This window comes from Bacillus methanolicus PB1, assembly GCF_000262755.1.
In the GTDB taxonomy this organism is placed as follows: Bacteria; Bacillota; Bacilli; order Bacillales; family Cytobacillaceae; genus Bacillus_Z; species Bacillus_Z methanolicus.
The window spans coordinates 496,918-517,752 of record NZ_AFEU01000002.1 but is presented as its reverse complement, the minus strand read 5'-3'; the positions used below and the strand labels follow the sequence as shown (position 1 = coordinate 517,752).

Below are 20,835 nucleotides of genomic sequence, written 5' to 3'. Positions count from 1 at the left end.
CTCCTGATGCAGAAAAACATTCATTTGCCATTCCGTCAGAACGTAAAGGAAACTTTCCTCAGATGTTATTCGTATACATAAAAGCCGCGGCCTGTTTTCTTGCCGAGCAAGCCTGCTTTTACATATTTCCGAAGCAGCGGACAAGGCCGGTATTTATCGTCTCCAAATCCTACGTGGAGAGTTTCCATAATATACAGGCACGTATCAAGGCCAATGAAATCAGCAAGCGCAAGCGGCCCCATCGGGTGATTCATGCCCAGTTTCATCACTTCATCAATTGCTTCTTTTGTTGCTATTCCTTCGTACAATGTATAAATCGCTTCGTTGATCATCGGCATCAGCACACGGTTGGAAACAAATCCCGGAAAGTCATTTACTTCTACCGGCACTTTATTTAACGTTTTCGTAATGTCTTCAATTGTTTGATAAACCTTATCCGCTGTCGCCAGCCCACGGATAATTTCAACAAGCTTCATAACCGGCACAGGGTTCATGAAATGCATGCCGATCACTTTTTCCGGCCTTTTCGTCGCCGCGGCAATTTCCGTTATTGGGAGCGATGATGTATTGCTCGCAAGAATTGCGTGTTCTTGGGCGATCTTATCCAGCTGGGCAAAGATTTTCGTCTTGATTTCCAAGTTCTCCACTGCCGCTTCGATTACAAGATCCGCATCTTTCGCATCGTGAAGGTCTGTGGAAACTTGAATGCTTCCAAGCATCTCTTCTTTTTGTTTATTGGACATGCGGCCTTTTTCCACTTGGCGGGAAAGGTTTTTATTGATCACCCTAAAGCCCCGCTCGACAAATTCCGGTTTTACATCATTTAAAATGACGCTGTAGCCTGATTGGGCGCATACTTGGGCAATTCCGGAGCCCATCTGGCCTGCACCGACAACCATGATTTTTTTTACATTCACTGTTTTTCCCCCTCTAAAAGCAAACCTTTGACACTCCTAAAATCGATTCCGGCATCGCTTTTGTTCATTGCTGCTTCGGAACTTCGATCATCACAGCGTCACCCTGGCCGCCGCCCGAGCAAATGGCTGCGATTCCGATTCCTCCGCCGCGGCGTTTCAGCTCATGCATCAATGTGATAATGATGCGGGCTCCGCTGGCGCCAATCGGATGGCCGAGCGCAATTGCACCGCCGTTTACATTTATTTTTTCAGGATCGACATCTGCAATTTTTCCGCTTGCAAGAGCAACAGCTGCAAACGCTTCATTGATTTCAAATAAATCAATATCCTCTATCAATTTTCCGGTTTTCTTTAGCAATTGTTGAATGACAAGACCGGGTGTTTTCGGAAAATCCTTCGCTTCCACCGCAACAGCTGCATGTCCCAAAATATAAGCTTCCGGCTTTCTGCCTTCACGCTCGGCCCGTTCTTCGCTCATCAACACTAAAGCTGCCGCCCCGTCATTGATTCCGGGTGCATTCCCTGCTGTAATCGTTCCGTCAAAATCGAAAACAGGCGCGAGCTTTGCCAGTTTTTCTAAAGAGGTGTCCCTTCTTGGAGACTCGTCGTTTTGCACAATCACAGGTTCGCCTTTTCTTTGGGGAACTTCTACCGGAACAATTTCCTCAGCCAGCTTTCCGGATTCGATTGCGGCAATCGCGCGTTCATGGCTCCTGCAGGCCCATTGATCCTGTTCCTCGCGGCTGATTTCCATTTCTTTCGCCGTGCTGTTTCCGTAAGTTCCCATATGAACGCCGGTAAAGCTGCATGTGAGGCCGTCATGAATCATCAAATCCTTTATGGCAGAATCACCCATCCTGAATCCCCAGCGAGCTTTCGGCAATAAATAAGGAGCGCTGCTCATCGATTCCATGCCTCCGGCAACAATCAGTTCCTCATCACCGGCGCGGATCATTTGGTCCGCAAGGGTAACGCTCCTCATTCCCGATGCACAAACTTTATTAATTGTCTCCGTTTTTACTTCCCATGGAATTCCTGCATAGCGGGCCGCCTGTCTGGATGGGATCTGCCCCTGCCCTCCTTGCAAAACGGTTCCCATAATGACTTCATCCACCTCTTCCGGGTTCACGTTTGCCCGTTTCAGCGCTTCTTTAATGGCAATTCCCCCAAGTTCAGAAGCTTTGAGGCTGCTCAAGCTCCCGCCCAATTTTCCAAAAGGTGTCCGGACTCCGCTTAAAATGACGGTTTTTCCCATTCCATTCTTCTCCTTTTTATTTACTTATTATTTTAAATAATCAAAAAACTGCAAACAAAAAAACTCATTTATTCATGATTGATGTATTCTAAATACCGCGCGGTTTGGCGACTGAACGCTCGCTCAATTAATGCGGAAAGAAAAACGGCGAATTGAAAGCGTTTACCTAAACTCTATTTTACTGCAAGAAAAGTAAAAATTGAAACACTTTTCGAAAAAATTAATAATATGTGATTCAATTTCTACTGAGAAATTAAATAGATTTTTTATAATACAAGGGTTTGTTTTTCCCCGATCACTGCCTTTTCCAAGAGTTCTGCCACGTCATACGTATGAACGGTTTCTTCCACTTCTTTCGCTTTCGTTCCATCTGACAGCATAGTCAGACAGTACGGACAGCCGGAGCTGATAACAGAAGGATTAACTGCTAAAGCCTGCTCTGTACGCGCGACATTGATTCGATGGCCTGTTTTTTCTTCCATCCACATTAAGCCTCCGCCGGCACCGCAGCACATGCCTGTTTCACGGTTGCGCTCCATTTCCACAAGTTTCACGCCCGGAATGGATTTTAAAATTTCCCGCGGCGGATCGTACACGTCATTATATCGGCCTAAATAACAGGAATCGTGGAATGTGATTGTTTCATTGACTGCATATTTCGGTACAAGCTTTCCTTCTTTTACGAGTTTTGCGAGCAGTTCCGTATGGTGGTAAATTTCCGCTTTAAGCCCGAAATCAGGGTACTCATTCTTAAAAATGTTGTAGGCATGCGGGTCGATCGTAACAATCTTTTTCACTTCATTCTTTTCAAATTCTTCAATATTTTTCGCCGCAAGCTCCTGGAATAAGAATTCATTTCCCAAGCGCCGCGGCGTATCGCCTGAGTTCTTTTCCTTATTGCCGAGGATGGCAAATTTTACACCTGCTTCATTTAACAGTTTGGCAAAAGAAAGAGCAATCTTCCGGCTTCTGTTATCGTACGATCCCATCGAGCCGACCCAGAATAAGTACTCAAACTCTTCCCCTTGTTTTTTCAACTCTTTTACCGTAGGAATATAAACATCTTCGCGGGCTTCACGCCAGTCTTCGCGCTCTTTGCGGTTTAGCCCCCAAGGATTGCCTTGGCGTTCAATGTTTGTCATGGCGCGCTGTGCATCTGCATCCATTTTTCCTTCGGTTAAAACTAGGTAGCGGCGAAGGTCAATGATTTTATCAACATGCTCATTCATGACGGGACACTGGTCTTCACAGTTCCGGCAAGTAGTACATGCCCATATTTCCTCTTCCGTAATGACATCGCCGATCAAGCTTGAATTGTAAGCTAACCCGGCTGCCGATTCTTCTGCACCTTTTCCGGCTGCCGCAAGCGCCAGCTGATTTCCTTGTGTATGCTTAAACGCAAATGCCGGCACCCACGGCTGCTTTGAAGTAACAGCTGCCCCATAATTTGTTAAGTGATCGCGGAGTTTTACAATCAGATCCATTGGGGAAAGCATTTTTCCAGTTCCGGTCGCCGGACACATATTTGTACAACGCCCGCATTCCACACAGGCGTAGAAATCAATCATTTGAAGCCGGGTAAAATCTGCAATTTTTCCTACTCCGAATGACTCTTGAGATTCGTCTTCAAAATCGATTTTTGTCAATTTTCCTTTTTTATCAAGGCGGTCAAAATAAACGTTTACGGGCCCTGCAATCAAGTGGGCATGCTTTGATTGCGGCACATATACGAGGAATGCAAGCAAGAATAATAAATGAACCCACCAGGCGATATAAAATAAAACAGCCGCACCTGTTTCTCCTGCCCACGAAAAGGCTTGGGCTATGGTCGAAGCAACCGGCTCCGTCCAGCTCGGCTCATGTCCGTTCCAAATGATGCTCATGCCGTTGCCAAATAAAACAGAAAGCATTAATCCGCTGATAAACAGCAATACGATACCTGATTTAAATCCTCTTTTCAGACGAACTAACTTTTCAATGTAGCGGCGGTAAAAAGCCCATAAAACCGCTGCTAAAATGATGAGCGTTACGATTTCCTGAAAAAATGTAAAACCGGAATACAGAGGCCCGAGCGGCAAATGGGAACCCGGCTTTAATCCTTTCCAAATAAAATCAATTGCTCCGAATTGGACAAGTATAAATCCATAAAAAAACATGACATGGATGGCCCCGCTTTTTTTATCTTTCAAAAGCTTTTTTTGACCGAATACATTCACCAAGATATTTTTAAGACGTTCCTTCACGCGGTTGTCAAATTCCGTCTTTTTTCCGAACTTAATGAATGCAATTCTTGTCTTCACCACGTATACAAACAAACCGGCAGCGTAAGCGGTTACAAGAAAAAAAGCAATAAGGTTCACCCATAACAATGGGGTCATTATGTGCAACGCTCCTTCCATCGGAAATTCATTAAATTTTATTGTTTTAAATTTTCAGAATACATTTATAGTTCCATTATATAATGAATGAGCATTCAGTCAACCATTTTTTAAAACTTCGGCTCGATTCAAAAATGAAAAGAAAATCGTAATAGAGGAACGATTTTCGGCAACAATAAGAGATATGAATTGAGGTGGAGATTCTATTGACTTTTATCATCATTCTTATTCTTTTGATCATCGTCTTATGGCTGGCTATTGATTATACACTAGGAAGAAAAAAGCACTTTTCTCAGTTAGAACGGAGAACTTTGCCGATACGCGAAAGCAATTTTCAAATTTTTACAAATGGACCCGAGCTTTTTCATGATTTATTTTCAGAATTGAAAGCTGCCAAACAGCATATTCATATTTTATTTTACATTGTGAAAAATGATCAATTCAGCCAAGAGTTTCTCTCCATTTTAAAAGAAAAGGCGAAAGCGGGCGTGGAAATCCGGCTTCTTCTTGACTGGGTCGGAAGCTTGAAAATCTCCCGAAAAACAATACGTGATTTAAAATCAGCAGGAGTTAATTTTTCCTTTAGCCAAGTTCCAAAACTGCCCTTCCTTTTTTATTCTTCGCAGGTTAGAAACCACCGGAAAATTACTGTAATCGATGGAAAAATTGGTTATATGGGCGGTTTTAATATCGGAAACGAATACATTAATAAAGATCCGAAGTTGAACCCGTGGCGGGATTATCACTTAAAGATGACTGGCGAGGGAGTTCATGACCTGCAAAGGGAATTATTATTTGACTGGCGCGAGGCTGCAAAGACAGATTTGCTGCATAATACTGCCTATTTCCCTAACCTTTCGAAGGGCCGGATTCGCCATCAGATTTTTCCGTATGAAGGTTTCTTTCTTGAAGAAACCTATTCTGCGCTTATTCGAAAGGCGGAATCATCCATCATTATCGGATCGCCTTATTTTATTCCGAGCCAGCAGCTGTTCAACGATTTGAGAAATGCTTTAAAAAGAGGGATCACTGTAACGATTCTTGTCCCGTTTAAATCGGACCATTTGCTTGTAAAGGAAGCGTCTTATATCTATTTTAGGAGGTTGATTAAGGAAGGAGCAGAGGTCTATGAATATATGAAAGGGTTCTATCACGCGAAAGTCATTATCATTGATGATTGTATTTGTGATATTGGAACTGCAAATTTTGACAAACGAAGCCTTTTTTTAAATAATGAAATAAATTGTTATGTATTTGACAAAGTTTTTATCGGCGAGGTAAAAGCAATCTTGCAAAAGGATATCCAAGATGCGAAAAAAATGGAGTTAAGCGATTTGTACAATATCGGGTTATGGGGAAAAATAAAAGAAATGGCAGCAAAGTTGATTTCTCATTTTTTATAATACTTTTGAGGGCGGGCCCGAAGAGTTTGGATCCGCCCTTTGTATATTTCGTCATCGTTTTTGATACCGAAATGGATTCTCCGGTAATTGCGTTTGGACCCACCCTTTGTATATTTCGTAAGCCCCCGCTGATAGAAGTTTTACTTAATAAAATTCACCAGCCAAGGAGTTATCAGTTCAAAGGCTTTAAAACCAAGATAAATGCCGATAATGCCCATCACACCTGCCAGTGCAGGCGGCGCCGGAATCGGAAGCTTGAATAAGGCAAAGATAAAACCGACTGCAAAGCCTGTAATTAATGATAAAATAACGATTTTCACGGTTACCTCCTTGATTAGACAATCTACTGTTATATTTACCAAAAAATCTGTTTTAAGAATTATCTTAGATTTTTCCAATTTTTTCGCGGTTTTACGGAAAATGTGATGACAGTCATTAGAAAAGAAACTATCTCAAACCTCCATGGCATATCAGCAACCGCAATGAATGAAGATGTTTCGACCTTTGACCTGCAATTTATTAATGAAATTAGCGGATCAAAGGTCGTTGCTTTTTTTGCTTTTTACCGGACATTTTCGTATAAAAAGCCTAAGGGTCAGACCCCTAAATGCACATGGGGTCAGACCCTTTATGAGACAGCCTCTTTATTGTGCTTGGCTTTACATTTTTTCAGGTGCGGAAACGCCGATTAAACCAAGAGCATTTTTCAACGTAATCTGAACTGCTTTGACAAGTGCAAGGCGCGCTTTTGTTGTTGTTTCATTTTCCGGATCAAGTACTTTTTCCGCGTTATAGAAGCTGTGGAATGCGGAAGCGAGATCAAAAATATAGTTGGTAATCCGATGCGGCATCCTCTTTTGGGCGGCTTCTCCAACGGCTTGCGGAAATTCGCCGAGCTTTTTCAACAGATCTGTTTCTTTTTCAGACTGAATAACAGAAAAATCTGCATTCCGGTCAATTGTTAATCCTTGTTCTTCTCCCTGGCGCAGAATACTGCAAATTCGGGCATGCGCATATTGAGCATAATAAACCGGGTTTTCATTCGATTGTGAAACAGCTAAATCCAAATCAAAATCCATATGAGTATCCGAGCTTCTCATCGCAAAGAAATAGCGCACAGCATCAAGGCCTACTTCTTCAACAAGTTCACGCATTGTAACTGCTTTTCCTGTCCGTTTACTCATTTTCATTTTTTCACCGTTCTTGTATAGGTGAACGAGCTGAATGATTTCCACTTCAAGAGCGTCGCGGTCATAGCCGAGCGCCTCAATGGCGGCTTTCATGCGCGGAATATAGCCGTGATGGTCCGCACCCCAGATGTTAATCAATTTTTCAAATCCGCGCTCAAGTTTATCTTTATGGTAAGCGATATCGGGAGTTAAATACGTGTACGAGCCGTCCTGTTTGATTAATACTCTGTCTTTGTCATCGCCAAGTTCTGTCGAACGGAACCATGCAGCTCCATCCTTTTCATAAATATGGCCGTTGTTTTTAAGCACTTTAAGAGCTTCATCAATTTTTCCGTTATGGTAAAGAGAAGTTTCCGAATACCATACATCAAATTTTACGCGGAAATTCTCTAAATCCTTTTTTAATTTCTCCATTTCGTACTTCAATCCGTATTCGCGGAAAAAGTCAAAACGCTCTTTTTCATCGGCATTTACATACATGTCTCCGAACTCTTCAGCTAATTTTTTGCCAATTTCAACAATGTCCTCGCCATAGTAGCCGTCTTCCGGCATTTCTTTTTCAATTCCAAGAGCCTGGAAGTAGCGGGCTTCAACCGAACGGGCCAGATTGTTAATTTGATTTCCGGCATCATTAATATAATATTCACGGGAAACGTTAAACCCTGCTTTGTCTAAAATATTGCACAAAGAATCCCCGACCGCTGCACCGCGGGCATGGCCTAAGTGAAGGTCGCCCGTCGGATTGGCCGAAACAAACTCGACCAGAATCTTTTGATTTCCGCCGACTGTTGTTTCTCCATAAGCATCGCCTTTGTCAAGGATCGTTGGAATCAAGTCTGTCAAATAGCTATTATTCATGTAAAAATTAATAAAACCCGGCCCGGCAATCTCGATTTTTTCGATCGATGCTTTTGAACGGTCAAATTGGGAAACTAATTGTTCCGCTATCATTCTCGGCGCTTTTTTTGCAATCCGGGCAAGCTGCATCGCCATGTTAGTAGAATAGTCGCCATGGGATTTTTCCTTCGGCACTTCTAAAATGACATCAGGGATCTCGTCAGCAGCAGCCAGATTTGCTTTCAATACAGCAGCTTTGATTTCTTCCTTTAATTTGCTTTGGACTTGCTCGACTATGTTCATTTTTCATTCCTCCTCATATCGGATTGTCATATGATATGTACCCGCGTCTTGGCCTTGCATCTGCAAATCGTAAACAATCTCAAGGAAACCGGTATTTTTATATATTCTTTTTGTAGAAGCAGAAGTTTGCAGGACCCCATAAGGCGTTTCGTATGTTCCAGCTAACGTTTTTTGTTCTTGAAACCTCATTCTCATTTTAACAGCTCCGCTTCTTAAAATGAGGACTTCCTGTCCGGATATTTTTACGGTAGTGTTAATTCGGCCATCTTCCAATACTTCTTCATATTGCAAAAAGGAGCTTTCGCCTTTTTGATAATATCGCCCAAATGTAATAAATTCAAAAGTTTCTTTATTTCCATCTTGGTGAATTTCAGTTTTTATCTTAATTTTAACAGGCATTTGTTCCGCTGGACGAAGCGACAACGGCAACACTTCCTTTTAACAAATTGGGGCCAGGCCCTTGTCATATATTAACGCTTTAAAGCATTGAGGGTCTGGCCCTCATTACGTTACCGCTTTAAAGCAGTGCGGGCCAGACCCTCGTTTTATTTTATCCAGCCTAGTATCATTTCTCTTAGTAGCTTGCTTGCTGTATTGGCTGTTTGTTCAGAGGGGTCGTAAATAGGGGCGACTTCCACGAGGTCTGCGCCTACTACTTTTACATCTGAATGAGCAATTTCATGAATGGAAGCGAGCAGCTCACTTGAGGTAATGCCCCCGGCATCAACTGTTCCTGTTCCCGGAGCATGAGCCGGGTCGAGGACGTCAATATCGATCGTGACATATACAGGGCGGCCGGCAAGTTTCGGCAATATTTCTTTTAAAGGCTTATGAACTTCAAATTTAGAAATGTGCAGCCCTACTTGTTTTGCCCATTCGAACTCTTCTTTCATTCCGGAACGAATCCCGAATGAAAAAATGTTTGTCGGACCGATTAAATCCGCTGCTTTCCGAATCGGCGTAGAGTGGGAAAGCGGTTCCCCTTCATAATGTTCACGCAAGTCGGTATGGGCATCCATATGAATAACCGCCAGATCGGGATACTTTTTGTACATGGCTTTGATAACGGGCCAGGAAACTAAATGCTCTCCGCCCATCCCTAATGGAAACTTGCCATCTGCCAGTAATTTATCAACAAATTCTTCGATAAGGTCAAGGCTTTTCTGAGCGTTACCAAAAGGAAGCGGGATATCGCCGGCATCAAAATATTTTACCTCTTCCAGTTCCCTGTCTACATATGGGCTGTATTCTTCAAGGCCAATCGATACTTCCCGAATGCGCGCAGGACCGAACCGGGATCCGGGCCGGTAGCTGACCGTCCAGTCCATTGGCATTCCATATAACACAGCCTCGCTCTCCTCATAGCTCGGATGGCTCTTAATAAACACATTACCTGAATAAGCTTCATCAAAACGCATTGTTCACCCTCCTAAACAGTCCGGGGCCAGGCCCCTATCAGATATTAACGCTTTAAAGTGATGAGGGCCTGACCCCCGCCGCATTAAAGTATTGCAGAGATGTACCCGAGTCCGATTTATTATTTTGTTAAGTCGCTGACGAATTTTGGCAGTACGAATGCCGCTTTATGGAGTTCTTTTGTGTAGTATTTCGTGTCAATGTCATGGAAGCGGTCTTCGCTTACTTCTAAAGGATCATATTTTTTAGATCCAAGCGTGAATGCCCACATGCCGCTTGGGTATGTTGGAATGTTGGCAATATATAGGCGTGTAATCGGGAAAATTTCTTTCACATCCTTTTGCACATTGCGGATTAAATCCGCTTTAAACCATGGGTTGTCAGACTGGGCTACAAAAAGACCATCTTCTTTTAACGCTTTTGAAATTCCCGCATAGAAACCTTTTGTGAACAAATTCACTGCAGGTCCAACAGGTTCAGTCGAATCGACCATAATCACATCGTATTCATTTTCACTGTTGGCAATGTGCATAAAACCGTCATCCACTTTCACTTCAACGCGCTCATCATCAAGCTTTCCGGCAATCTCAGGCAAGTATTTCTTTGAATACTCAATTACTTTGCCGTCAATTTCAACAAGCGTCGCTTTTTTCACGCTCGGATGTTTTAGCACTTCACGGATTACCCCGCCATCGCCGCCGCCAACAACGAGGATGTTCTTAGGGTTTGGATGCGTGAAAAGAGGAACGTGGGCCACCATTTCATGGTAAACAAACTCATCTCTAATAGATGTCATCACCATTCCGTCCAACAGCAGCATGTTGCCCCATTCTTCTGTTTCAACCATATCAAGCTTTTGGAATTCTGTTTGTTCTGTATGTAATGTTCGATTTACCTTCATCGTTATTCCGAAGTTTTCTGTTTGTTTTTCAGTAAACCAAAGTCCCATTTTGCATTCTTCCTTTCATCTATTGAATGGCTATTTCTACGTCTAGTTTCTTCTTAATCTTTCCCCAACATGATAATTCCAAACATGAGAAAAAGTATAGTGGAATCTAGCAAAATTGCAAGAAAAAATTTGTTTTTTTCATAGAGAATGTTTAAAACTCCGCTGTTTTTTTCATACTGTGACTAAGGTATTTATTTTGTCTTGGTTACAAAGGAAAACAGTGGGGTGATTCAGATGGAAATTATTACGGATCAGCGCTTTCGCAAAACCATTAAATACTTTAGAGCCATAGTGATCCTAAGTTTAATAGGAATTGCCTTTATGCTGCTTATCCTTCTCGGCATTTTCGGTTATGCAAAGCTGCTGGGCCCCCCGCCCCTCGCTGTTCCGCAATCAACACTATACTATTCAGATGACGGAACCGTTATTGGAGAAAGCAACAGCGGCCAAAAACGATACTGGATTTCTCTTGATGAAATTTCGCCTTCTCTTGTTGAAGCGACTATTTCAATCGAAGATAAAAACTTTTATGATCATAACGGCTTTGATTTCAAGCGAATTGCCGGTGCCGCTCTAGCTGATATGAAAGCGATGGCAAAAGTGCAGGGCGCGAGTACAATCACTCAGCAGTATGCCAGAAACCTCTTTCTTGAACATGAAAAAACTTGGAAGAGAAAGCTGCTTGAAGCGTTTTATACAATCCGGCTCGAAATGAATTATTCCAAAAAAGAGATTTTGGAAGGATATTTGAACACGATTTATTATGGAAATGGCGCATATGGTGCTCAAGCAGCCAGCCAATATTATTTTGGAAAAAACAGTAATGAATTATCCGTTGCAGAGGCTTCGATGCTGGCGGGAATTCCAAAAGGACCGGGAATTTACTCACCTCTTGCCAATTATGAAAAAGCGAAACAGCGGCAAAAAGTTGTGCTGAAATCAATGGTCGAGAACAAATATATCAGTTCAGCCAAAGCAGACGAAGCTGCACTCGAACCATTGGATCTTAACGGAAAACATCTTCATACAAAAACAGAATTGGCGCCTTATTTCCAAGACGCCGTTCGGAATGCTTTAAAAACAAGATTACATCTTGATGACCGGACGATTGCTCTCGGCGGCCTGAGGGTCTATACAACACTTGATCTGGACCAGCAGAAAAAAGCAGAAGAAACCATCGAAAAATTGATTTCAAAAGATTCGGAAATTCAAGTCGGCCTCGTGTCGATGAATCCGAAAAACGGGCACGTAAAAGCTATGGTCGGAGGGCGAAATTATGAACAAAGCCCTTTCAACAGGGCAGTTCAAGCAGTTCGGCAGCCGGGATCAACAATAAAACCGATTTTGTATTATGCGGCCCTTGAAAATGGGTTTACTCCTTCAACATTAATGAGAAGCGAGCAAACAACTTTTCGCTTTGAAGATGGAAGGCCTGACTACACACCTCATAATTTTAACAACCAATATGCGAATTCCGACATTACAATGGCCCAGGCACTCGCTTTGTCAGACAATATTTATGCAGTAAAGACTCATTTATTTTTAGGCGAAAACTCCCTTGTGGAAAAAGCAAAGGAATTCGGCATTCATACAAAAATGTCAAAAGTGCCTTCTTTAGCTCTTGGAACTTCAGGTGTCCGTGTCATCGAAATGGCCAATGCATACAGTTTATTTGCAAACGGCGGCAAAAAGGTGGAACCTGTTTTGATCACCCGGGTAGAAAACCATCGCGGCGAAGTGATTTATGAGAAAAAAGAGAATTCAGAAACCGTTCTGCGCCCTGATCTTGCTTTTGTGATGACCCACATGATGACAGGGATGTTTGACACAAAACTGAATGGATATGCGAGCGTGACCGGAAGTACGATGATCAAAGATATGACCAGGCCATATGCAGGAAAATCCGGGTCGACAGAAACGGACAGCTGGATGGTCGGGTTTACCCCCCAGCTTGTTGCGGCAGTCTGGACAGGATTTGATAAAGGAAAGCCGCTCGAACGAACCGTTGATAAAATGTACGCAAAAAATATTTGGATTCATTTTATGGAAAATGCCTTAAAAGATAAGCCTGTAAAAACTTTTAAGGCACCCGACGGAGTGGTGGGTGTTTATATCAACCCGCAAAACGGCAAATTGGCAACGGACGATTGTCCTGTCAAAAGGTTTACCTACTTTGCTAAAGGAACCGAACCGATCGAATATTGCAACGTGCATCTTAAAGATTCCGACGGCTCCGGACCCGAAAAGAAAGAAAAAAAACACCCGACACCATGGTATAAAAGGATTTTTGACTAGTCATAAGAAATTGAAAAAGAGGCTGTCTCATAAGGATCTGACCCCTCCAACTTTTACAATATATAGAATGGTTTTATTAGTGATTGTCTATATATTGTATTGGAAGGGTCTGACCCTTTGCTCTTGAGACAGCCTCTTTTTCGTGTCCTAGTTTTACGTGTGTTCACGTTGAATATAAGTTTACTTTTTTTAACCAATTTGAGCAAGTAGGTTAAAAAGTTTGTTCGAAAATATGTCAAAATTCCGTCAAAAAATTTGTATATTTTTCTCAGTTCTCCTTCAAATCTTTCTTTAACTGTTCTGAAGAACGTTCCCACATGCCGCTGTCATGATTGCGCAAAAAGTCTGCCAATACCGCTTTTGATTTATCATCCATATGATCAACGATAATATGGCGTTTGATTGATTTATCTAGACGGTTTACATGCTCTGGAAGCAATTTATAGCCTCTCTTTATTTCTCTGTCAACGGTCATTTCACAAGCAGTTACGCCTGCATAATAGGGCCCTTCTTCTTTTCTGTCAATGGTTACCCAGACAAGCCAATACGCCTTTCCATTTGGAACAGCTTCCCGGTCAGGAAGGAACTTTATCCCTTTTTCAACCGCACTTCTGGCATGCATTGCTCCGACATCAACCACGGCTTCTCCGGCCTCGACATCAATAATTACCGGTGATACATTTTCAAGGCTGAGCGCGCCGGTTCCGAATCCGCCATGGCCGTCAGTCGGATCATTTTTGATTATATTAAAACCGATGCTCTTTTTCTTTTTTTCTTCCACTGGTCTTTCCTCCTTGTAAAACATCCTTACATTTATTCTACCCCATAAACAACTGGTAGAAAAAATAGTTAAATCCGTTTAAAAGTACAGGCAAGACAGTATTGAAGATGGGCTGTATCGTATATTCATTGAGAGGAGTAATGACAAGTATTAAAAATATTAATGAGCCGTAAGCCTCAAACTGCGTCATTTTTACACGAATGTCCGCGGGAGCCAAATCTTCGAGAATCCGGAATCCGTCAAGGGGAGGAAACGGCAAAAGATTAAAAACAAAAAGCACGAAATTCAATTGAATGAAGATATTGAGAAACTTCGGTACAAATTCCGGGATTTCTGCTGAAAGCCCCGCTCCTGCAAGCGAATACCATATAATATATCCAATCGCACCTAAAAACAAGTTGCTGAGCGGCCCTGCAACAGAAATAAGAATTCCGGCAAGACGAGGATTTTTAAAATAAAAGCGGTTAACAGGAACAGGTCTTGCCCAGCCAAAACCGGCAATAAAAATCAAAATTGTCCCGATCGGATCCAAATGCTGAATCGGATTCAACGTCAATCTTCCTTGTTTTTGTGCGGTCGGATCCCCGAATTTATAAGCAACATACGCATGGGCAAACTCATGCAGCGTAAATGCAATCATTAACGTTATAGCAACATACGGGATTTTCTCGAATGAAAAAGCTAAAAATTGTTCCACTTCCCCGGCTCCTTTGTTCCTAAAATTTATATGTTTCAAGTATACATGAACAAATCGCAGTTGTGAAAAATGGAGACGTGAAAAATCTTGCACTTTTCTTAAAAATATGAAAAACTACTTCTAGAATGAGATGGACAAGGAGGTATTCACATGCCATATGTAACAGTAAAAATGCTGGAAGGGCGCTCTGAAGAGCAAAAGAAAGCGCTCGTTGAAAAAGTAACCGAAGCCGTCAGCGAAACAACCGGTGCTTCTAAAGAAAAAATTGTTGTTTTTATTGAAGAAATGTCAAGAAACCACTACGCAGTTGCCGGAAAACGTCTGAGCGACGAATAATACAAAAAAGCTAAGCCCGGCTATTATTGGAGCTTAGCTTTTTGTTTTAGTTTCTCAATGTAGGAGTAAGCTTCTTCAATTTCGTCTTCTGTATAGCGCTGCTTGCTTTTCAGCGTGTATATTTTCTCGCGGACTTCCTCTTTTGTTAAATTATCAAAATATAAGACGGTCGAAACAAGCTCTAAAAACCTGGCACTTTTACTGTTCATATCTGTTAAGCAGTCTTCTAAAAAAGGTATTTCAATCTCATTTAAACTCAAAAACTCTTTGCCTGACTCTGTCAGTGTGTAGCGATATTGATAATACCCGCCTTTTTTCTCTTTTACTTCATTCAAAAATCCCATATTGCAAAGTTCTTCGACTCTTAAAGTTAATTCTTCAGAATATGGACCGTAGAAGTGAAATTGAAATCTTTCTTGAAAAGGAAAGGCAATTTTTTTCGCAATGTAAATAATTTTTTGCAGCTTTTTCCGTCCAATTATTTCCCTTGATGCTGCAACAGCGTACATGATTTTTGCATGGTCTTTTAACAAAACTCGTCATCTCCTACTACGTTTAATACCGCTTGTTGGTAATAATTGGCGTGTTGCTAAATCTCCAAAAGCGTACGAATTTGCTTCTTAATGTTTCTCTTTGTACGATCGTCATGAATGAAGTCAGCCGGATAATAAAGCTTGTGGTCTGTTCTTCGTTTTCCTGAAATGGCATCGACAATCTCCGATTCTCTGGACAGCTCCCGAATGTCTCCGTTTTTCATCAACAAATGGATCGGCAGCCTTTCTTCTTCCTCTCCCGGACGGTAAAAATCATATGGCAAATCGGACGAGGAATCGACGACAAGATAATATTCCGGATCCAATCCTGCTTTTGCAAACAGAGCTGACAGTTCCGCCAATTTCTTGTACTCTTTTGCCGGATCAAACTCAACATACTTAAATAAATTCCGGTTCATAAACCTTCGGCATAAATCGCTTAAAATCGAATCTTTTTCATCCTGCCAAATTTGAAAATAGTATTGGAATACTGCTTCATCCATCTTTAAATAATCTTGCAATGTACAATTTCCCTCAAACAATGAATAAAAATGGACAGGGGGCAGTGAAAAGGAATATGATTGCTCATAAAGATGTTTTGCCCGATGAAAGATTTTTGTCAAGATGACTTCAGCACTCCGGGTTACCGGGTGGAAATAAACCTGCCAGTACATTTGATACCTGCTCATTATGTAGTCTTCAACTGCATGCATGCCGCTATGTTTAATAACAACTTGATCTTCCCTCGGACGCATGACACGCAAAATCCGTTCCATGTCAAAATGCCCGTAGCTCACCCCTGTAAAATAAGCATCTCTCTGCAGATAATCCATCCTGTCTGCATCAATCTGGCTTGAAATTAAACTTACAACCAGTTTATTTTTATAAGTTTTTGCAATGACTTCCGCTACTTTTTTCGGAAAATCCTCAGATACTTTTGAGAGAATTTTATTAACTTCGGTATCTCCTAAAATAATTTTAAGGGTAAATTCTTCGTGGTCGAGGTTAAAAACTTTTTCAAACGAATGGGAGAATGGACCATGGCCAAGATCGTGGAGCAGACCCGCACATAATGACAGCAATCTCTCTTCTTTGTTCCATTCCGGCCGGCCGTCGAATACATCATCAACAATGCGCCGGATAATCTCGTAAACTCCGAGAGAATGTGTAAACCGGGTGTGCTCCGCTCCATGAAATGTAAGAAAAGTAGTTCCGAGCTGTTTAATTCTGCGGAGGCGCTGGAATTCTTTCGTGCCGATTAAATCCCAAATGACTCTATCACGAACATGAACATAACGGTGAACCGGATCTTTAAAAACTTTTTCTTCTCTTAATTTCTCAACCGAATAGTCCATTTTTTACCCTCTTCCTGAATATCCCGTTCTGCTTTTTTGCAAGATTTCTCCCTGAATTTTTCAAAAACAAGCGAACATGCTTATGACAATTTCGCATTTTTCTTTTTTCTGTGGAAAAGGGGCGGAGCTACGCTAACAAAAATAGAAAGGCCAACTTATCTTTAGCAAGATACTTGTTCAGCTTTGTAAATATTTAGAGCTTGGCTTCGCTCACACCGCCTTATTATGTTGGTTCTGTTTTATAATGAAAGCTATTTCCATGGTTTAAAACTCATGCTCGTTATCTATTATATCCCGTTTCTATCACCAATTCACCTCAATTTTTGGCAAATTTCGACGCATTTTTCGACAAAATCGCCATCGGAGTGGTGATAGAGTTTCAAAAAGCCTTTCTAAGGTATCGAGTAAGTGTCTAGGCAAAAGTTAGAGGGGCTTTTTGCTTTTAGAAACAGTCGGCCCCTCTTTTCCGTGCGCATCAAAATATTTCGCAGTGTAATGTTACCATTAAAATAGGTTGGTGAAAAATTTTTTTATTTTTTCAAAGAAAGAGATGCTCTCTTCCTTGTTGTTCGTGTTTGGCTTTTGTTCTGTAGTACCTTGCACCTGTACCGATTTAATAGGATCTGTTTTTAATATAAAACGAACTTCCCCTTTCGCGCCTTTTGGTTTACCGAGAAATGTATCGTATTGTTCCGCAGCCGTTTTTGATTGTTTTAAAACGGCTTCCCCTTCATACAGTTTATTTAATCCGGTAATCAGCCCATTCTTCATTTCAACCGTTCCGCCGGATAACTTCTCTATACCTGTTTTAAGATTTAGAGCACCTTTTTCCAGTTGATCCGCTGCAATCCCTAACTGTTCAACTCCACCTTTAGAACCTTTTAAGCCTTCTTCCATCTTATTTAGGCCGGGAAACGGTTGCCCTTGCAAATTTCCCCCTTCAGCAAGCATCGCAAGCATTTGTTGCTGGCCTTTTAGTCCTTGTATGAGAGCCTGTAAATTCGCATCCTGCGAATTCTTGGCAGCCATATTTTGAGCCAATGTCAGGAGTTGTCGGTTTGTATCAATCGACTGTTTCACAAGGCCCATATGAGCCTGATTTACCTGGTTTAATTGTCCAATCCCTTCTGAAAGCTGGTTTAAACCGCTCTTTACTTGACGGTTACCAGCGGCAAGTTGATTGGCGCCATCTCCCAATTGATCCAATGCAGAAGATATTTGCTGAACACCCTCTGCCAATTTTTCCAATTGTTCTTTGACTGGTACTTCCGGTACAGGAGGAAGCTTAGGTATCAGGGTAATAGAGATTGGTTCAAGTTCAATATCTGTTCCTTTCATTTCAAGGGTGATGGTCTCTTCCGGATTCGGTACAACCATCCAGGTCGCATTCATGGTTTTCCCCGTCATTACAGTCATTGCGTCGCCGACTTTCGTGTCAGTGAAATGTTCCGTCGGAATGTTGAGGGAAACAAGCGACAGGATCGGTGTGTACAGCTCTTTTTCTACCTGATGTTTTGCTCCCTTAAAGCCTGCAAATGATATGCTTTTCTTTTGTTGCAGCCGGTTCTTTAATGTAATCTCGATTTTTACTGAACCGCTTTTCCCGGCTAATGAAGAAGCATTCACTTTTTTCCCATTTAGGTAGTAGTTGATCGAGACGTCCACAGGAAGTGGTTGATTGGTGTTGCCGGAATAATAAATCGACCTTTCTCCTTTCACTTCTTCCGCATTCCAGATAATTTGTCGGTTTTGCACAACCGGTTTTTCCAATCCACTAATATTGCGAATATTTTTTAATTGCCCGAAATCAGTCACGGTGACATTTCCATTTCCTTTCATATGTAACCAATCTACAACAATCGTTTTTTTCACGGTTCCATCGGAATGGAGGAGTGTATAAACCGTTTCACGGTCAACCACATTATCGGGAGTCATAGCATAAGTACCGGTTGCAGACGAAAAAATGAGGGCGGCGGCAGTAAATACGGGTATCACGTTTTTCATCGCTTTCATTGTGCTTCTTCAGCTCCTTCATATTGTTTGTTATTGGTTTTTAGGCGTTATTTTCCAACACAGTTGATTTTGAAACTATCTCTTCTTGCTTCGTGGATTCAGTCTTGGGCCAGCCGAATGTCATTTTGGATGTGAAGCTTTCTAATGTGAGCAACACGGCCGGAAGCAGGAATAGGATCACGGCAAGAGAAATAATCGCTCCTCGTGCGATCATAAAGGACAAGTCCTTGAGCAAAGTGATATCAGAGAACATCCAAATTCCAATGACAGCGGCAAACAAGGCAAGTGCACTGCTCACTATCGCTTCTCCACTTGCTGTCATGGCTCGATACATGGCTTCAATTTTTGGATAGTTCGCCAACTCTTCCTTATAGCGTGTTACGAGCAAAATGGCATAGTTGATCGTACTGCCGAGCTGAATGGCTCCAATGGCGAATGTACCGATAAACGGCATGGAGCGGCCAAGATAGAAATCGAGCCCTTGGTTGAACAAAATCGCCAATTCAATTCCTCCAACCAAAATCACCGGCAACGCCACGGAGCGGAAGGCCAACGCAATGATTAAAAATACTGCGACAATCGAAATCAAATCCACTTTTTTAATATCATCCCGTACCGTGGCAGTCAGATCGTTTTGCAAAACCGCTTGACCAGTCAGATACATATGTCCCTTATATGGCTGGGTTAATTTGTTGATCTGTTTAATGGCTTTTGTCGTACGTTCATCATAAGACCCGTATTCCATTTGCACCAACATGTAATTGTATTGGTCCTTGATAAACATGGTTTTTAAGTTTTCAGGGACAAATTCTGAAGGAATCGCAGGGTCTGCAAAATTGTCGTATCCGATTACCTTCTTGATTCCATCTGTTTTTTCGATCTGCTCTTTGATTTTAAGCCGATCTTGATCAGAAACCTTGTTATCCATGACGAGGAAAGCCGAATCGGTCGATGTAAATTCTTTTTTGATTTCATCAAGATTTTGGATAGAAGGTAATGTCTTCGGCATTAGTTGCTCTAAGTCATACACGATATGCACATGTTTGTAACCGATGAAAGCAGGGATGAATGAAAGCAGGAACACTGCAAAAATAAGTTTGTGACGATTCGTGACAAATTTTGCTAACAGATGAAAATTAGGGATCATCACTCGATGTTGATATTTTCGAATCCACCTATCAAACACCAACATTAACGACGGCAACAATGTCAAAATCATCAAAACGCTAAGGATAACCCCACGTGCCATCGTCATTCCCAAGTCTTCACCCAGTCCAAGCGACATGGTTACCATCGCTATAAAACCGGCTACTGCCGTTGCCGAGCTTGTTAAAATCGCCATCGCCGTGTGCCGTATGGCATCGATCATGGCCTCGTTCTTTTCTTTCGTCTTACGTTCCTCCTCGTAACGATGCACTAAGAAAATAGAAAAATCCATGGTAACGCCTAGTTGCAAAGCACCTGCAATCGCTGCGGTAATGTACGACATTGAGCCGTTTAAGTAGTATGCCAATCCCAAGTTGTAAAGAATTGAGACCCCGATTGAGTATAGGATCAGGAACGGAAGTAAAAACGATGGGAGTGTTAATCCCAAAAGCAGCAGAATAAACCCAAGCGCCGACGCCGCATAGATAAACTTTTCACTTTCAAGCAGTTGACGCAGTTCCGTCAACATCGGAGGGGTTCCGGCAAAATATGTGTCCGGCCCAAGAATTTTCTTGATTTCTTGTACAGCATGATGGGTTTTTTCTGATGCCGCTTCCTCTTTAAACTGAATTTGCATCATGGTACTGTTTCCGGCGTAAAACTGACTCACCAATTCTTCCGGAAGAAATTCACGAGGCAACGCGAGATCGGCCAAGTCGGTGATCCAATTGACTGTTTCAACACCGTCAACTTGTTCCAGTTTTAGTTTTAAGTTCTCCACCTCTGCATCAGTTTGATTTTTTACCATCAGGATGCCTGTTCCGCCGAACCCAAACGTTTTGTTCATAATGTTTTGACCTTGCACAGAAGGGAGTTTTTCCGTCAAGTAAGCAAAAATGTCATAATTGATTTGTGTTTTTACTATTCCGAGCAATGCGGGGACTATTAATATAAGTGATAAAACGATGATTAAAGCCTTACTTTTCACAACAAATTTCCCAAATAATTCAAGCATCTCGATCACCTACCAA

General features: G+C 41.9%; 17 protein-coding genes. 3 read left to right on the top strand and 14 right to left on the bottom strand.

Features of this window, described 5'->3' with window-relative positions:
• Positions 1-65: 65 nt before the first annotated feature.
• The 3 genes from PB1_RS07665 to PB1_RS07655 form a co-directional block, all read right to left on the bottom strand.
• Positions 66-917 (bottom strand): 3-hydroxybutyryl-CoA dehydrogenase, encoded by an 852-nt coding sequence (locus tag PB1_RS07665; protein WP_003351713.1) that lies wholly within the window; start codon positions 915-917, stop codon positions 66-68.
• A gap of 64 nt (positions 918-981) precedes the next feature.
• Positions 982-2,172: an acetyl-CoA C-acetyltransferase gene (locus tag PB1_RS07660; RefSeq protein WP_003351712.1), complete on the bottom strand. Its 1,191-nt coding sequence runs from the start codon at positions 2,170-2,172 to the stop codon at positions 982-984.
• A gap of 266 nt (positions 2,173-2,438) precedes the next feature.
• Positions 2,439-4,550: a (Fe-S)-binding protein gene (locus PB1_RS07655; RefSeq protein ID WP_003351711.1), complete on the bottom strand. Its 2,112-nt coding sequence runs from the start codon at positions 4,548-4,550 to the stop codon at positions 2,439-2,441.
• A 206-nt stretch (positions 4,551-4,756) separates the two neighbouring features.
• Between PB1_RS07655 and cls the strand changes: the two genes are divergently transcribed.
• Positions 4,757-5,953 (top strand): cardiolipin synthase, encoded by a 1,197-nt coding sequence (cls, locus tag PB1_RS07650; protein WP_003351710.1) that lies wholly within the window; start codon positions 4,757-4,759, stop codon positions 5,951-5,953.
• A gap of 140 nt (positions 5,954-6,093) precedes the next feature.
• On the opposite strand, the gene PB1_RS07645 is transcribed toward cls, so the two are convergent.
• The 5 genes from PB1_RS07645 to speE form a co-directional block, all read right to left on the bottom strand.
• Complete coding sequence (locus PB1_RS07645) at positions 6,094-6,273, bottom strand: XapX domain-containing protein (protein ID WP_003351709.1); 180 nt, start codon at positions 6,271-6,273, stop codon at positions 6,094-6,096.
• Between the two features lie 339 nt (positions 6,274-6,612).
• Entirely contained in the window at positions 6,613-8,283 is a 1,671-nt protein-coding gene (gene argS / locus PB1_RS07640) for an arginine--tRNA ligase (RefSeq protein ID WP_003351708.1), read from the bottom strand.
• A 3-nt stretch (positions 8,284-8,286) separates the two neighbouring features.
• On the bottom strand, positions 8,287-8,715 hold the full coding sequence (locus PB1_RS07635; RefSeq protein ID WP_420796291.1) for a YwiB family protein: 429 nt from the start codon (positions 8,713-8,715) through the stop codon (positions 8,287-8,289).
• 113 nt (positions 8,716-8,828) lie between these two features.
• Positions 8,829-9,701, bottom strand: coding sequence for an agmatinase (gene speB, locus PB1_RS07630; RefSeq protein ID WP_003351706.1), 873 nt, complete (start codon positions 9,699-9,701; stop codon positions 8,829-8,831).
• Positions 9,702-9,820: 119 nt separating this feature from the next.
• A complete protein-coding gene (gene speE, locus PB1_RS07625) occupies positions 9,821-10,648 on the bottom strand; it encodes a spermidine synthase (RefSeq protein WP_003351705.1) in 828 nt (275 codons plus the stop codon).
• Positions 10,649-10,882: 234 nt separating this feature from the next.
• On the opposite strand from speE, the gene PB1_RS07620 reads away from it, so the two are divergent.
• Positions 10,883-12,943: a transglycosylase domain-containing protein gene (locus tag PB1_RS07620; protein ID WP_034645010.1), complete on the top strand. Its 2,061-nt coding sequence runs from the start codon at positions 10,883-10,885 to the stop codon at positions 12,941-12,943.
• A 268-nt stretch (positions 12,944-13,211) separates the two neighbouring features.
• On the opposite strand, the gene PB1_RS07615 is transcribed toward PB1_RS07620, so the two are convergent.
• Positions 13,212-13,724, bottom strand: coding sequence for a YwhD family protein (locus PB1_RS07615; protein WP_003351703.1), 513 nt, complete (start codon positions 13,722-13,724; stop codon positions 13,212-13,214).
• A gap of 37 nt (positions 13,725-13,761) precedes the next feature.
• Positions 13,762-14,421 carry a site-2 protease family protein gene (locus PB1_RS07610; RefSeq protein ID WP_003351701.1) on the bottom strand — a complete coding sequence of 220 codons (660 nt, stop codon included), beginning with the start codon at positions 14,419-14,421 and terminating at the stop codon, positions 13,762-13,764.
• A gap of 150 nt (positions 14,422-14,571) precedes the next feature.
• Here PB1_RS07610 and PB1_RS07605 point away from each other — a divergent pair, with 150 nt between their 5' ends.
• Positions 14,572-14,757: a 2-hydroxymuconate tautomerase gene (locus tag PB1_RS07605; RefSeq protein ID WP_003351699.1), complete on the top strand. Its 186-nt coding sequence runs from the start codon at positions 14,572-14,574 to the stop codon at positions 14,755-14,757.
• A 23-nt stretch (positions 14,758-14,780) separates the two neighbouring features.
• Here the strand turns inward: PB1_RS07605 and PB1_RS07600 are convergent, their stop codons facing one another.
• From PB1_RS07600 to PB1_RS07585, 4 genes are all read right to left on the bottom strand, one after another.
• A complete protein-coding gene (locus PB1_RS07600; RefSeq protein ID WP_003351698.1) occupies positions 14,781-15,290 on the bottom strand; it encodes a YwgA family protein in 510 nt (169 codons plus the stop codon).
• A 56-nt stretch (positions 15,291-15,346) separates the two neighbouring features.
• Complete coding sequence (locus tag PB1_RS07595; RefSeq protein ID WP_003351697.1) at positions 15,347-16,645, bottom strand: HD domain-containing protein; 1,299 nt, start codon at positions 16,643-16,645, stop codon at positions 15,347-15,349.
• A gap of 504 nt (positions 16,646-17,149) precedes the next feature.
• Positions 17,150-18,658, bottom strand: a complete 1,509-nt coding sequence (locus tag PB1_RS07590) for a hypothetical protein (protein WP_003351696.1) — start codon at positions 18,656-18,658, stop codon at positions 17,150-17,152.
• Positions 18,659-18,698: 40 nt separating this feature from the next.
• Positions 18,699-20,819: an efflux RND transporter permease subunit gene (locus PB1_RS07585; RefSeq protein WP_003351695.1), complete on the bottom strand. Its 2,121-nt coding sequence runs from the start codon at positions 20,817-20,819 to the stop codon at positions 18,699-18,701.
• Between the last annotated feature and the right edge of the window lie 16 nt (positions 20,820-20,835).